Source organism: Enterobacter sp. DSM 30060, from assembly GCF_013375955.1.
GTDB lineage: Bacteria > Pseudomonadota > Gammaproteobacteria > Enterobacterales > Enterobacteriaceae > Enterobacter > Enterobacter intestinihominis.
Map to the genome: position 1 here is coordinate 1598869 of NZ_CP056118.1, position 13392 is coordinate 1612260.

The 13392-nt window shown below is 56.1% G+C and carries 14 protein-coding genes; 10 read left to right on the plus strand and 4 right to left on the minus strand.

Annotated elements, in window-relative coordinates; translation table 11 throughout:
- Positions 1-90: 90 nt before the first annotated feature.
- From hslV to rraA, 4 genes are all read left to right on the plus strand, one after another.
- The gene (hslV, locus tag HWQ15_RS07560; RefSeq protein ID WP_022649795.1) at positions 91-621 is read left to right on the plus strand and encodes an ATP-dependent protease subunit HslV; all 531 of its coding nucleotides are present in this window, start codon (positions 91-93) and stop codon (positions 619-621) included.
- 9 nt (positions 622-630) lie between these two features.
- Positions 631-1965 (plus strand): HslU--HslV peptidase ATPase subunit, encoded by a 1335-nt coding sequence (gene hslU, locus HWQ15_RS07565; RefSeq protein ID WP_022649796.1) that lies wholly within the window; start codon positions 631-633, stop codon positions 1963-1965.
- Between the two features lie 62 nt (positions 1966-2027).
- Positions 2028-2954, plus strand: a complete 927-nt coding sequence (gene menA, locus HWQ15_RS07570; protein WP_088581795.1) for a 1,4-dihydroxy-2-naphthoate polyprenyltransferase — start codon at positions 2028-2030, stop codon at positions 2952-2954.
- 92 nt (positions 2955-3046) lie between these two features.
- A complete protein-coding gene (rraA, locus tag HWQ15_RS07575) occupies positions 3047-3532 on the plus strand; it encodes a ribonuclease E activity regulator RraA (protein ID WP_022649798.1) in 486 nt (161 codons plus the stop codon).
- Between the two features lie 584 nt (positions 3533-4116).
- On the opposite strand, the gene zapB is transcribed toward rraA, so the two are convergent.
- The gene (gene zapB / locus HWQ15_RS07580) at positions 4117-4356 is read right to left on the minus strand and encodes a septal ring assembly protein ZapB (protein ID WP_022649799.1); all 240 of its coding nucleotides are present in this window, start codon (positions 4354-4356) and stop codon (positions 4117-4119) included.
- 400 nt (positions 4357-4756) lie between these two features.
- On the opposite strand from zapB, the gene HWQ15_RS07585 reads away from it, so the two are divergent.
- The 4 genes from HWQ15_RS07585 (at position 4757) to fpr (ending at position 9156) form a co-directional block, all read left to right on the plus strand.
- The gene (locus tag HWQ15_RS07585; protein ID WP_058646049.1) at positions 4757-5602 is read left to right on the plus strand and encodes an MIP/aquaporin family protein; all 846 of its coding nucleotides are present in this window, start codon (positions 4757-4759) and stop codon (positions 5600-5602) included.
- A gap of 21 nt (positions 5603-5623) precedes the next feature.
- The gene (gene glpK / locus HWQ15_RS07590) at positions 5624-7132 is read left to right on the plus strand and encodes a glycerol kinase GlpK (protein WP_022649801.1); all 1509 of its coding nucleotides are present in this window, start codon (positions 5624-5626) and stop codon (positions 7130-7132) included.
- 170 nt (positions 7133-7302) lie between these two features.
- Positions 7303-8313 (plus strand): class II fructose-bisphosphatase, encoded by a 1011-nt coding sequence (gene glpX / locus HWQ15_RS07595; RefSeq protein WP_023307187.1) that lies wholly within the window; start codon positions 7303-7305, stop codon positions 8311-8313.
- A gap of 96 nt (positions 8314-8409) precedes the next feature.
- On the plus strand, positions 8410-9156 hold the full coding sequence (gene fpr / locus HWQ15_RS07600) for a ferredoxin--NADP(+) reductase (RefSeq protein ID WP_022649803.1): 747 nt from the start codon (positions 8410-8412) through the stop codon (positions 9154-9156).
- Here fpr and HWQ15_RS07605 read toward each other — a convergent pair whose 3' ends face one another.
- A complete protein-coding gene (locus tag HWQ15_RS07605; protein ID WP_022649804.1) occupies positions 9157-9576 on the minus strand; it encodes a DUF805 domain-containing protein in 420 nt (139 codons plus the stop codon).
- 112 nt (positions 9577-9688) lie between these two features.
- On the opposite strand from HWQ15_RS07605, the gene HWQ15_RS07610 reads away from it, so the two are divergent.
- Entirely contained in the window at positions 9689-10285 is a 597-nt protein-coding gene (locus HWQ15_RS07610) for a DUF1454 family protein (RefSeq protein ID WP_022649805.1), read from the plus strand.
- Positions 10286-10396: 111 nt separating this feature from the next.
- The gene (gene tpiA, locus HWQ15_RS07615; RefSeq protein ID WP_048996423.1) at positions 10397-11164 is read left to right on the plus strand and encodes a triose-phosphate isomerase; all 768 of its coding nucleotides are present in this window, start codon (positions 10397-10399) and stop codon (positions 11162-11164) included.
- Between the two features lie 47 nt (positions 11165-11211).
- On the opposite strand, the gene HWQ15_RS07620 is transcribed toward tpiA, so the two are convergent.
- Both HWQ15_RS07620 and HWQ15_RS07625 read right to left on the minus strand, forming a co-directional pair.
- Complete coding sequence (locus tag HWQ15_RS07620; protein ID WP_063149395.1) at positions 11212-12516, minus strand: SLC13 family permease; 1305 nt, start codon at positions 12514-12516, stop codon at positions 11212-11214.
- Positions 12517-12589: 73 nt separating this feature from the next.
- Positions 12590-13333, minus strand: a complete 744-nt coding sequence (locus tag HWQ15_RS07625; RefSeq protein WP_022649807.1) for a CDP-diacylglycerol diphosphatase — start codon at positions 13331-13333, stop codon at positions 12590-12592.
- Between the last annotated feature and the right edge of the window lie 59 nt (positions 13334-13392).

Below are 13392 nucleotides of genomic sequence, written 5' to 3' on the forward strand. Positions count from 1 at the left end.
CCCAAAATCCCCCCCATCTATCATTTAATTCAGCCCTGAGCACAGGCTCAGGGCTTCTGTTTCCCGAATCTGTAACCAGGGGGTCTGCTCGTGACAACAATAGTAAGTGTACGCCGTAACGGCCAGGTGGTAATTGCCGGTGATGGCCAGGCCACGCTGGGTAATACCGTCATGAAAGGCAACGTGAAGAAAGTACGTCGTCTTTATAACGACAAAGTGATCGCCGGTTTCGCAGGCGGCACGGCTGATGCCTTCACGCTGTTTGAACTGTTTGAACGCAAACTGGAAATGCATCAGGGTCATCTGGTGAAAGCCGCCGTTGAGCTGGCAAAAGACTGGCGTACCGACCGCATGCTGCGCAAGCTCGAAGCGCTGCTGGCCGTGGCTGACGAAAACGCCTCGCTGATCATCACCGGTAACGGCGACGTGGTTCAGCCTGAAAACGACCTGATTGCCATCGGCTCTGGCGGCCCGTACGCCCAGGCCGCAGCCCGTGCGCTGTTGGAAAATACCGACATGAACGCGCGCGATATCGCGGTGAAAGCGTTGGATATTGCAGGTGATATCTGCATCTATACCAACCACAATCACACCATCGAAGAATTGACCTCCAAAGCGTAAGGATCGCCCATGTCTGAAATGACCCCACGCGAAATTGTCAGCGAACTGAACAAACACATTATCGGCCAGGACAACGCCAAGCGCTCCGTGGCTATCGCACTACGTAACCGCTGGCGTCGCATGCAGCTCGACGAAGAGCTCCGCCATGAAGTGACGCCAAAAAATATTCTGATGATCGGCCCGACCGGGGTGGGTAAAACCGAAATCGCCCGTCGTCTGGCCAAACTGGCTAACGCGCCGTTCATCAAAGTTGAAGCCACCAAGTTCACCGAAGTGGGCTATGTGGGTAAAGAAGTGGACTCCATCATCCGCGATCTGACCGATTCAGCGATTAAGATGGTGCGTGTCCAGGCGATTGAGAAAAACCGCTATCGCGCCGAAGAGATGGCCGAAGAGCGTATTCTCGACGTGCTGATCCCACCGGCAAAAAATAACTGGGGACAGGCTGAACAGCAGCCTGAACCTTCTGCTGCGCGTCAGGCATTCCGCAAAAAACTGCGTGAAGGCGAGCTGGACGACAAAGAGATTGAGATCGATCTCGCTGCCGCGCCAATGGGCGTTGAAATCATGGCCCCTCCGGGCATGGAAGAGATGACCAGCCAGTTGCAGTCCATGTTCCAGAACCTGGGCGGGCAGAAACAGAAAGCGCGTAAGCTGAAAATCAAAGACGCGATGAAGCTGCTGATTGAAGAAGAAGCCGCGAAGCTGGTTAACCCGGAAGAGCTGAAACAGGACGCTATCGACGCGGTTGAGCAGCACGGTATCGTGTTTATCGACGAAATCGACAAAATCTGTAAGCGCGGCGGCAACAGCTCCGGCCCGGATGTTTCCCGCGAAGGCGTTCAGCGCGACCTGCTGCCGCTGGTGGAAGGTTGCACCGTCTCTACCAAGCACGGCATGGTGAAAACTGACCACATTCTGTTTATCGCGTCAGGTGCGTTTCAGGTTGCCAGCCCATCCGATCTCATTCCGGAACTGCAGGGTCGTCTGCCAATCCGCGTTGAGCTGCAGGCGCTGACCACTGAAGATTTCGAACGTATCCTGACTGAGCCAAACGCTTCTGTGACCGTACAGTACAAAGCGTTGATGGCGACCGAAGGCGTGAATATCGAGTTCACCGACGATGGGATCAAACGCATCGCTCAGGCCGCATGGCAGGTCAACGAAACCACCGAAAACATCGGTGCGCGTCGTCTGCACACCGTGCTGGAACGCCTGGTGGAAGATATCTCTTACGATGCGAGCGACCTTAACGGTCAAACCATTACCATTGACGCAGAGTATGTGGGCAAACACCTGGATGCGTTAGTGGCAGATGAAGATCTGAGCCGTTTTATTCTATAATCGCGTTCAATGCATTTTCATCACTGTTGATGGGGGCTATGGCCCCCATTTTTATTGGCTAAATAACTATGACTGATATCAGCCGTACGCAGGCGTGGCTCGAAAGTCTGCGTCCAAAAACGCTTCCTCTGGCTTTTGCCGCCATTATCGTCGGTACCGCACTTGCCTGGTGGCAGGGGCATTTCGATCCCCTGGTGGCTGGTCTGGCGCTTGTCACCGCCGGGCTACTGCAAATCCTCTCTAATCTCGCCAATGATTACGGCGATGCGGTAAAAGGCAGCGATAAACCTGATCGTATCGGGCCGCTGCGCGGGATGCAAAAAGGGGTGATTACCCAGGCACAGATGAAGCGGGCGCTGATTATCACCGTGGTGTTGATTTGCCTGTCCGGCCTGGCGCTGGTGACGGTCGCCTCGAAAACCACCAGCGATTTCATTGGCTTCCTGGTGCTGGGCTTGCTCGCCATTATTGCAGCAATTACCTATACCGTCGGGACGCGTCCTTACGGGTATATTGGTCTGGGCGACATCTCCGTACTGGTGTTCTTCGGCTGGCTGAGCGTCATGGGAAGCTGGTACTTGCAGGCGCATACGGTGATCCCCGCCCTGTTCCTGCCCGCGACCGCCTGCGGTCTGCTGGCGACGGCGGTGCTGAATATCAATAACCTGCGCGACATCGACAGCGACCGTGAGAACGGTAAGAACACGCTGGCCGTGCGTCTGGGCCCGGTGAATGCCCGCCGCTATCACGCCTGCCTGCTCATCGGCGCGCTGGTCTGCCTGGCGCTGTTCAATCTGATCTCTCTGCACAGCCTGTGGGGCTGGCTGTTTGTGCTCGCCGCACCGCTGCTGGTTAAGCAGGCCCGCTATGTCATGCGTGAACTCAGCCCGGCTGCCATGCCGCCGATGCTGGAGCGCACGGTAAAAGGCGCGTTGCTGACTAACCTGCTGTTCGTCATCGGGATTGTCTTAAGCCAGACGCTGAGTTAGCTGACAAATATCAATTAACAATTGATGATTTTGCCAACAAGGCATTTCGCACGATATACTGAACACATTCGCAGCAACAGAGCGTTAAACCTATGAAATACGATACCTCCGAGCTTTGTGACATCTACCAGGAAGATGTCAACGTCGTTGAACCCCTGTTCTCCAACTTTGGTGGACGGTCGTCGTTTGGCGGACAAATCATCACGGTGAAATGTTTCGAGGACAACGGGTTGCTATACGATCTGCTCGAAGAGAACGGCCGTGGCCGCGTTCTGGTGGTCGACGGCGGCGGTTCCGTGCGCCGTGCATTGATTGATGCTGAACTGGCGGGAATTGCCGTCCAGAACGAGTGGGAAGGCATTGTGGTGTACGGTTCCGTGCGTCAGGTGGACGATCTCGAAGACATGGATATCGGGATTCAGGCCATCGCGGCCATACCGGTAGGCGCAGCGGGCGACGGCATCGGCGAAAGCGACGTGCGCGTTAACTTCGGCGGCGTGACCTTCTTCTCGGGCGACCACCTTTATGCTGACAATACCGGCATTATCCTTTCTGAGGATGCGCTGGATATTGAGTAGTTAATCGGTAAGCGAGATGCATAAAAAAACCGCCAACAGCAATGTGGCGGTTTTTTTGTCCCTCGGGATTCGCGGTCCGTTGGGTGATATTGCAACCTTTAACCAGGATTTTTATCTTACCCTGATTCATTCCTCAGGTAACCCCTGTCGACCCTTTATGAATTCCTAATTATGTGTGGGAACCTTAACTCCGCAGGTGTTGCTCATTATGATGCTGTGTCCCTTTCCGCCATCTCGCAAATGGGCGCCGGTCCAGGGAAAGGTGTATTCACAACCGTAAAGCAACCTTTAACCGGGCTTGTGTCCACCGACTTATCACCGGTGGTGAACGGTGTAGCGGTAAGCAGCAGGGACCGCATAATGAAACGCTATTTATGTATCGCGTTCATTGTCGCCAGCGTACTCGTTGTAAAGAGTGATGAACCGAGTGGGTTTGTTGCTTATGCTATGACAGCGCAGGACAAGTAGCGTTAAGGCCGCCTCTGGCGGCCTTTTTTATGGTTGAAATCCGTGAGCAATAACCATAAAAAAGCCGGGTGGCGGCTTCGCCTTACCCGGCCTACTCAATTCATTCCCAAAGGAAATCAGACTTCTTCCATACGTCCCAGCAGTGCCTGCAGGCGATCCTGCCAGCCGTTCTGCTGTTCGCGCAGCTGGTTGTTTTCGCGCTCCAGTTCTTCACGGCTGTGCTGAGCATTCTGAACTTCCTGGGACAGGGAGTTGTTTTTCTCTTTCAGCTCTTCAATTTCCATCTGCAGCAGGGTGATGGTGTCGATCGCCTGCTGTACTTTCGATTCCAGTTTCTCAAACACTTCTAAAGACATGATGCTACCTCTCCTGAATTGCAAGGCGACGCTTTAACGTAAACGCGCACGACATATACCGTCGATTGTATGGAGCGCGGCGCTCTGTGTCCAGCGACACACCGCGCAGATCGCGGTTTGCAACACTTTTAGGTCTGGTCCTGGTGCGTTCGCGGCATATACCCCTAAATTGTTAACTCTTTAGTTAATGAAATGATTCAGCTCACATTATACCGTTGATGCAAAAACGCGCTTTATGGCGCGAAAACGCTCATTTTATTGACACAGACCACACATTTTGATTTCGATATTTCTCGTTTGTGCTCGTTAACGATAAATTAACACTATGTCTACAGGGCATCGTGGCTGTCACGGGCGGTCACGCAAACAATAAACATTACTCTTTTGCAGGATTCCGATTATGAGTCAGACATCAACCTTAAAAGGCCAGTGCATTGCCGAGTTCCTGGGTACCGGGTTGTTGATATTCTTCGGAGTAGGCTGTGTCGCTGCACTGAAAGTGGCAGGTGCCAGTTTTGGTCAGTGGGAAATCAGTATTATCTGGGGTTTGGGCGTGGCGATGGCCATCTACCTGACCGCAGGGGTTTCCGGCGCACATCTTAACCCGGCGGTGACCATCGCGTTGTGGCTATTCGCGTGCTTTGACGGACGCAAAGTTGTCCCTTTCATCATTTCACAATTTGCCGGCGCCTTTTGCGCAGCGGCGTTAGTTTACGGGCTTTATTACAATCTTTTCACCGACTTCGAACAGACGCATCATATGGTGCGTGGCAGTGTCGAAAGTCTGGATCTGGCAGGCATTTTCTCAACGTATCCGAATCCGCATATTAATTTTGTGCAGGCGTTCGCAGTTGAAATGGTGATTACCGCTATTCTGATGGGCGTCATTATGGCGCTGGGCGACGACGGAAACGGCATTCCGCGCGGCCCGCTGGCACCACTTTTGATTGGCCTTCTGATTGCGGTAATTGGCGCATCCATGGGTCCGCTGACCGGCTTTGCGATGAATCCGGCGCGTGACCTGGGTCCAAAAACCTTCGCCTTCTTTGCAGGATGGGGCGATGTCGCCTTTACCGGCGGCAAAGACATTCCTTACTTCCTGGTACCGCTGTTCGGGCCAATCGTAGGGGCGGCGCTGGGCGCATTCGGCTATCGCAAATTAATTGGTCGCCACTTACCGTGCGACACCTGTGTGGAAGAGGAAAAAGAGACGACTTCCACCACACAACAAAAAGCTTCGCTGTAATCTGACTACGGGACACATACCATGACCGAAAAAAAATATATCGTTGCGCTCGACCAGGGCACTACCAGCTCCCGCGCTGTCGTAATGGATCATGACGCGAACATTGTCAGCGTGTCTCAACGCGAATTTGAGCAAATCTATCCGCGTCCAGGCTGGGTTGAACACGACCCGATGGAGATCTGGGCGTCACAAAGCTCCACGCTGGTGGAAGTGCTGGCGAAAGCCGACATCAGTTCTGACGAGATTGCCGCTATCGGTATCACCAACCAGCGTGAAACCACCGTTGTCTGGGAGCGCGAAACCGGTAAGCCCATCTACAACGCCATTGTCTGGCAGTGCCGCCGCACCTCAGAGATCTGCGAAAAACTGAAGCGCGACGGAATGGAAGAGTACGTGCGCAGTACAACCGGTCTGGTCATTGACCCCTATTTCTCCGGCACCAAAGTGAAGTGGATCCTCGATCACGTGGAAGGTTCACGCGAACGTGCACGACGCGGCGAGCTGCTGTTTGGCACCGTCGATACCTGGCTTATCTGGAAGATGACTCAGGGACGCGTTCACGTCACCGACTACACCAACGCCTCGCGCACCATGCTGTTCAACATCAACACCCTGGAGTGGGATGACAAGATGCTGGACGCGCTGGACATTCCGCGTGCGATGCTGCCAGACGTGCGCAAATCTTCAGAAGTATACGGCCAGACCAACATCGGCGGTAAAGGCGGCACCCGTATTCCTATCGCCGGTATTGCCGGTGACCAGCAGGCGGCGCTGTTCGGCCAGCTGTGCGTCAAGGAAGGGATGGCGAAGAACACTTACGGCACCGGCTGCTTTATGCTCATGAACACCGGCGAGAAAGCGGTGAAATCAGAAAACGGTCTGCTGACCACCATCGCCTGCGGCCCACGCGGTGAAGTGAACTATGCCCTGGAAGGGGCGGTGTTCATGGCGGGTGCCTCCATTCAGTGGCTGCGCGACGAGATGAAGCTGATCAGCGATGCGTTTGACTCCGAATACTTCGCGACCAAAGTGAAAGACACCAACGGCGTATACGTGGTGCCAGCGTTTACCGGTCTGGGCGCACCGTACTGGGATCCGTACGCCCGCGGCGCGATTTTCGGCCTGACGCGCGGTGTGAACTCAAACCACATTATTCGTGCGACCCTGGAATCCATCGCCTACCAGACGCGCGACGTGCTGGAAGCGATGCAGGCGGACTCCGGCATTCGTCTGCACGCCCTGCGCGTGGACGGCGGTGCGGTAGCCAACAACTTCCTGATGCAGTTCCAGTCCGACATTCTGGGTACCCGCGTTGAACGTCCTGAGGTGCGAGAAGTAACGGCGCTGGGCGCGGCGTATCTGGCAGGTCTGGCGGTTGGCTTCTGGCAAAACCTTGACGAGCTTCAGGAAAAAGCGGTGATCGAACGCGAATTCCGTCCTGGCATCGAAACCACCGAGCGCAACTACCGCTACAGCGGCTGGAAGAAAGCGGTGAAACGTGCCCTGGCATGGGAAGAGCACGACGAGTAAGACAGACTCACCCCTCACCCTAACCCTCTCCCCAAAGGGGCGAGGGGACTTAAAACACCCTCTCCCCTTTGGGGAGAGGGCCGGGGTGAGGGGCTCAGACTGCACCACCCCTCCCCCTCCCCACTCTGTGATAAACTTCGTGCAATTCCTTTTGATTGTACGAGTACCTCATGAAACGTGAACTTGCTATCGAGTTTTCCCGCGTCACCGAAGCTGCCGCCCTCGCAGGCTACAAGTGGCTGGGCCGTGGCGACAAAAATACCGCAGACGGCGCAGCCGTCCACGCCATGCGCATTGTGCTTAATCAGGTCAATATCGATGGCACTATCGTCATTGGCGAAGGCGAAATCGACGAAGCCCCGATGCTCTACATCGGTGAAAAAGTCGGGACGGGCAAAGGCGATGCGGTGGATATCGCGGTCGACCCGATCGAAGGCACGCGCATGACGGCGATGGGCCAGGCCAATGCGCTGGCGGTGCTGGCGGTGGGCGATAAGGGCTGCTTCCTCAACGCGCCAGATATGTACATGGAAAAGCTGATTGTCGGTCCTGGTGCTAAAGGCGCTATCGACCTTAGCCTGCCGCTGGATGCCAACCTGCGCAATATCGCAGCGGCGCTGGGTAAACCGCTCAACGAACTCACCGTGACCATCCTGGCGAAACCGCGCCACGACGCCACCATCGCTTATCTGCAAGCACTCGGCGTGCGCGTATTTGCCATTCCTGATGGCGACGTTGCCGCCTCTATTCTGACCTGCATGCCGGACAGCGAGGTCGACGTGCTTTACGGCATCGGCGGCGCGCCGGAAGGTGTGGTCTCTGCGGCAGTGATCCGCGCGCTGGACGGCGATATGCAGGCGCGTCTGCTGCCACGCCATGAGGTCAAAGGCGACAGCGACGAGAACCTTCGCATTGGTGAAGACGAACTGGCGCGCTGTGCGGCGATGGGCATCGAGGCCAATAAAGTGCTCGCGCTAAACGAGATGGCTCGCAGCGATAACGTGGTCTTCTCCGCAACCGGCATCACCAAAGGCGATCTGCTGGATGGCATCACCCGCAAGGGAAACATGGCCACCACTGAAACCCTGCTGATCCGCGGCAAATCCCGCACCATTCGCCGCATTCAGTCCATTCATTATCTCGACCGCAAAGACCCGGACGTACAGACGCACATTCTGTAAAACCGTTTGATCGATAGAGCTTTCCGGCCCGAATGGGCTGGAAATGTTTCCCACAAGTACGGAAGATAGAAGAGAGAAACAGCACAGGAGAAGATCATGGCGGACTGGGTAACAGGTAAAGTCACAAAGGTACAGTTCTGGACCGATGCGCTATTTAGCCTCACGCTGCACGCTCCCGTTCATCCGTTTACCGCCGGGCAGTTTGCCAAGCTCGGGCTGGATATCGACGGTGAACGCGTACAGCGCGCCTACTCTTACGTTAACGCGCCTGATAACCCGGATCTCGAATTCTATCTGGTCACCGTCCCGGACGGTAAGCTCAGCCCGCGCCTCGCCGCGCTGAAACCGGGCGATGAGGTGCAGATTGTCTCCGACGCGGCGGGGTTCTTCGTGCTGGATGAAATCCCCGACTGTGACACGCTCTGGATGCTGGCGACCGGCACGGCCATCGGCCCGTATCTCTCTATCCTGGAGTACGGCAAAGATCTGGAGCGCTTTAAGAATATCGTGCTGGTTCACGCCGCGCGCTACGCCGCAGACCTGAGCTATTTGCCGCAGATGCAGGCGCTGGAACAGCGATATGGCGGGAAGTTAAAAATTCAGACGGTGGTCAGCCGCGAAACCGCAGCTGGCTCGTTAACCGGCCGCGTTCCGGCGTTGATTGAAAGCGGCGCGCTGGAAGAGGCGGTGGGTTTACCGATGAATACCGAAACCAGCCACGTGATGCTGTGCGGTAACCCGCAAATGGTGCGCGATACGCAGCAACTGCTGAAGGATACCCGGCAGATGACGAAACACCTTCGCCGCCGACCGGGCCATATGACCGCCGAACACTACTGGTGATCAGCGGTACTTCACCTCAAGGGTATCTTTTCCGTATTTGTTCTCGCTCTGGGTGCCGATAAACGCGCCCAGTTCGACAACCATCATCACAAAGATAACCGTCGGCAGCAGTCTGCCCACCACCCACGGGAGGATGGAGGGCAGCATTGACCAGTTCCCCGCCACCAGCATCCACGCCAGAATAATCAGAAAAGCCCAAGCGCCGGAGCGACCGCGATCGTGCAGACGTTTCACCACCACGGCGGCGGTTGGCCACAGTAAACAGACCAGCGCAAAAGCCGCAGTTTGCGTGCTCAGCCAGGCGTTATAGGCAACAAAAAACAGAAGCAGCATGGCGACAACCCACGCTGCCATCCAGATCCAGAAGTCACGGCGTCCAATACGCCCTTTGAATGAAAACAACCACTGCTGTATGGTCATGTAAGGTTCCTTATTATTGTTTAGCCCGCATTTTACCCTGGAGTTGTGACCTTTTGACAAGCCGACCAGATATCGTTTTAATCATGGGCAATGACGGCCAGGGGCAAAGTTGATGAAAAGTTCGGCACACTCTCTTTATTTGTGTTTAGCGATGCTGAGCGCCAGTTTTTCTCTGCACGCCGCGGAACCGGCTTCCCCGGTCACCGCCCCCTACCTTCTGGCGGGCGCCCCCTCTTTCGATCAATCTATCAGCCAGTTCCGCGAAGCCTTCAATAAAGAAAACCCCTCGCTTGCGCTGGGGGAGTTCCGTGCGATTGACGGTGCCCGCGATACGCCAACCCTGACCCGCGCTGCCAGCAAAATTAACGAGAATCTATATGCTTCCACTGCCCTTGAGCGCGGAACGTTAAAAATCAAAAGTATGCAGATCACCTGGCTGCCGATTCAGGGCCCAGAGCAGAAAGCGGCGAAAGCGAAAGCGCTGGAGTATATGAGCGCTATTCTGCGCGCCTTTACCCCCACCTTCACGAAAGCGCAAAGCCAGCAAAAGCTGCAAAAACTGCTTACCGCCGGGAAAAACAAACGCTATTACGCCGATACGGAAGGTGCCGTTCGCTATGTCGTCGCAGATAACGGCGAAAAGGGGCTGACCTTCGCGGTTGAACCGATTAAGCTGGCCCTATCAGACGCACTCGAGGGGGCGAATTAATGACAAAAAGCAAAGCCTTTCGAGGGAAAATCTCTATACTGATTCACAGACCATGCTGCCCTTAAGGGTGGCCATATTCCTTAATTCGCTTATTGAGCGTGGAGAATTGAAATGCGACATCCTTTAGTGATGGGTAACTGGAAACTGAACGGCAGCCGCCACATGGTAAACGAACTGGTTGCTAACCTGCGTAAAGAGCTGGCTGGCGTGACCGGCTGCGCGGTTGCTATCGCTCCGCCGGATATGTACCTGGATCTGGCTAAACGTGCCGCTGACGGCAGCCACATCATTCTGGGCGCGCAGAACGTTGACGTTAACCTGTCTGGCGCGTTTACCGGTGAAACCTCCGCTGAAATGCTGAAAGACATCGGCGCGAAATACATCATCATCGGCCACTCTGAGCGTCGCACCTACCACAAAGAATCTGACGAGTTCATCGCGAAGAAATTCGCTGTGCTGAAAGAGCAGGGTCTGATCCCGGTTCTGTGCATCGGTGAAACCGAAGCAGAAAACGAAGCGGGTAAAACCGAAGAAGTGTGCGCACGTCAGATCGACGCTGTGCTGAAAACCCAGGGCGCGGCAGCGTTCGAAGGCGCGGTTATCGCTTACGAGCCAGTCTGGGCGATCGGTACCGGCAAATCTGCAACTCCAGCGCAGGCACAGGCGGTGCACAAGTTCATCCGTGACCACATTGCAAAAGCAGACGCGAAAGTGGCTGAGCAGGTCATCATCCAGTACGGCGGTTCCGTTAACGCATCAAACGCAGCTGAGCTGTTCACCCAGCCAGACATCGATGGCGCGCTGGTTGGCGGCGCATCCCTGAAAGCAGACGCTTTCGCGGTGATCGTTAAAGCGGCAGAAGCGGCTAAGAAGGCGTAATTGCCTTTGGGGCGGGTGGCGCTTCGCTAACCCGCCCTACAAAACCACTACAAACGTCCTAATACGCTAAACCACAAATAATCCAGCGGCAGCAGCACCAGATACGTCGCAATCGCCAGCGCCAGGCAGAGCAGCATCCCCGCCTTCGCAGGCACTTTCCCTAAGCCCATCGCCACCACGATCGGCGACGCCTGATACGGCAGCAGCGGCGTGGAATACCCCAGCACCTGAATCATGATCACCGACAGCAGCGGGAAGCCGGTCGCGTCGGAGAAGCTCTGCGCCAGCGTGGTGTACAGCGCCGGAACGCCGTTGGCGGTCATAATGAAGTTGAGCGCCGTGGTGATCCCCGTCAGCGCCAGGAAGCTGGTAAACGGGCGGTCTGCATCCAGCGGCATGATATGGAGCAACGCATCGCCTACGGCCGCACCGATACCGGTCTGCGTCACCGTAATGGCCAGCCCGAGTATACCCGCGACGTAAATACAGGTGCGCATATTCACCCCCGCCGAGAACTCCTCGCCGGTGATAAATCCGATGCGCGGCAGCATAACGATGACCGAGGCCGCCAGCCCTGTCCACGCTGGGCCCACGCCGTGCCAGCTCTCCGTTACCCACATCGTCAACACCACCGCCAGCAGCCAGGCGAGTCGTTTTTCGTCACGCCCCATCGATTCCGATGGCGCGAGATCCTTCGCCGGTTTTGGGTTGCCGGGAAACAGCCAGCAGATCAGGCCAATCAGAATCAGGCCTTTGAGAATACCCAGCACCGGCGTGTGCAGCAGCAGATACGGGACATAGTTGAGGTGGATGCCGTATGAGCCCTCCGCCGCGCCGCTCATCACCAGGTTTGGCACGTTAGCGGGCAAAATAGTGGCCGAGAGCTGGAAGGTGCCAAACCCGACCGCCAGCGCCAGGCCAAACCAGGCCCGCGAGCCATCAGGAATGCCGGCCCGCTTCGCCATCGCGGCGACAATCGGCATCAGCAGCGCAATACGTCCCATGTTCGACGGCATCACGAATGCCAGGGCATAGCTCAGCAGCACAACGCTTGCCACCATCAGCACCCAGGAGTCGGTAAGCTTTGCCGACAGCGCCCGGGCGGCCCTGTCCGCCAGGCCGGTTTTCCGAATCGCCACGCCCAGCACAAAGCCGCTGAACACCAGCCAGAAGGCAGACGAGGCGAAGCCGCCAAAGATCACTTCCGGCGGGGCGATTCTGGCGGTCATCGCCGCCGTAAAGAACAGCAGCGCGGTGATAAATTCCGGCAACAGCGACGTCGCCCACAGCACGATGGTGACGCCGACGATCAGCGAGGGAAGCAGCAGAGGATGTGTTAACCAGAGCGACATACCTGTCTCCTGTAGAATTTTTCAGCAAGTCTACGGCGACAGGCAGGGCGAGTAAACGCTATTTATAGTGGGGTCACTTCAGGATATCGCATTGATGATCCTGCAATTCCTCAGCCGACGCACGGTTAAAGGTCAGCAGGTTACGCTCCGTCGCCAGCAGTACAAACGAGCCGTCCGACTGCTGCGCCATCGCCAGCGCGAAGCGTCCCATATGGTCGCGCGCTTCCGGCAGCTCTTCCGCCAGCATCATAAACGGGCTGCGCTGCACCAGTTCGTTCTCCGTCACCCGACGGGCAAGGTACTCATGCCCTTCCAGCCCGCCCGGAAGCGGTAGCCACTGGGTGCTGATTTGCCCCTGCGCCGCGTTCAGCTTCTCGCGCACGTCCGGGCGCAGGCAGGAGATGTGGATATGAAAATGGTTCTGCGTGCGCCCGGTCGGGGAGTTGATGGTCAGAGAAACAGCGCTGTCAGGCACGTCGGCTCCCCGTTTCATGCTCATAAAATGACGAGACTGCCATGCCAGCCAGAAGAAATTCGGTGTCTGAGGCTCAGTCAGCAGCGGGCTTTCGGTGCCGTTGATACGGTACGTGGGCATCAGCAGGTATTGCAGCGGTCCGTTGCGGTCCTTGAACACCACGTAGCCCGCATCTGGCATCACCTGCGCACACGGTGCCGGGTTACGGTTATGCAGCTGGTTGGGCACACACTGGTCGAGAACGATATGACGCAACGCATTCGGATTACCCGCTTTCATCCAGTACACGCCGCCTGCGGCAAGGGCGATAACGATCAGAATCAGTAAGATAATTTTTTTCACAACGCGTTCCCTGTTTTCAATAGAGGCAAAAGAGTAACGCAAAATGATGACCAAATAAA

Excerpts from the sequence above, each read along its gene's own strand:
- hslU (WP_022649796.1), top strand. The coding sequence starts at position 631 with ATGTCTGAAATGACCCCACGCGAAATTGTCAGCGAACTGAACAAACAC.
- rraA (WP_022649798.1), top strand. The coding sequence starts at position 3,047 with ATGAAATACGATACCTCCGAGCTTTGTGACATCTACCAGGAAGATGTC.
- zapB (WP_022649799.1), bottom strand. The coding sequence starts at position 4,356 with ATGTCTTTAGAAGTGTTTGAGAAACTGGAATCGAAAGTACAGCAGGCG.
- HWQ15_RS07585 (WP_058646049.1), top strand. The coding sequence starts at position 4,757 with ATGAGTCAGACATCAACCTTAAAAGGCCAGTGCATTGCCGAGTTCCTG.
- glpK (WP_022649801.1), top strand. The coding sequence starts at position 5,624 with ATGACCGAAAAAAAATATATCGTTGCGCTCGACCAGGGCACTACCAGC.
- glpX (WP_023307187.1), top strand. The coding sequence starts at position 7,303 with ATGAAACGTGAACTTGCTATCGAGTTTTCCCGCGTCACCGAAGCTGCC.
- fpr (WP_022649803.1), top strand. The coding sequence starts at position 8,410 with ATGGCGGACTGGGTAACAGGTAAAGTCACAAAGGTACAGTTCTGGACC.
- HWQ15_RS07605 (WP_022649804.1), bottom strand. The coding sequence starts at position 9,576 with ATGACCATACAGCAGTGGTTGTTTTCATTCAAAGGGCGTATTGGACGC.
- HWQ15_RS07610 (WP_022649805.1), top strand. The coding sequence starts at position 9,689 with ATGAAAAGTTCGGCACACTCTCTTTATTTGTGTTTAGCGATGCTGAGC.
- tpiA (WP_048996423.1), top strand. The coding sequence starts at position 10,397 with ATGCGACATCCTTTAGTGATGGGTAACTGGAAACTGAACGGCAGCCGC.
- HWQ15_RS07620 (WP_063149395.1), bottom strand. The coding sequence starts at position 12,516 with ATGTCGCTCTGGTTAACACATCCTCTGCTGCTTCCCTCGCTGATCGTC.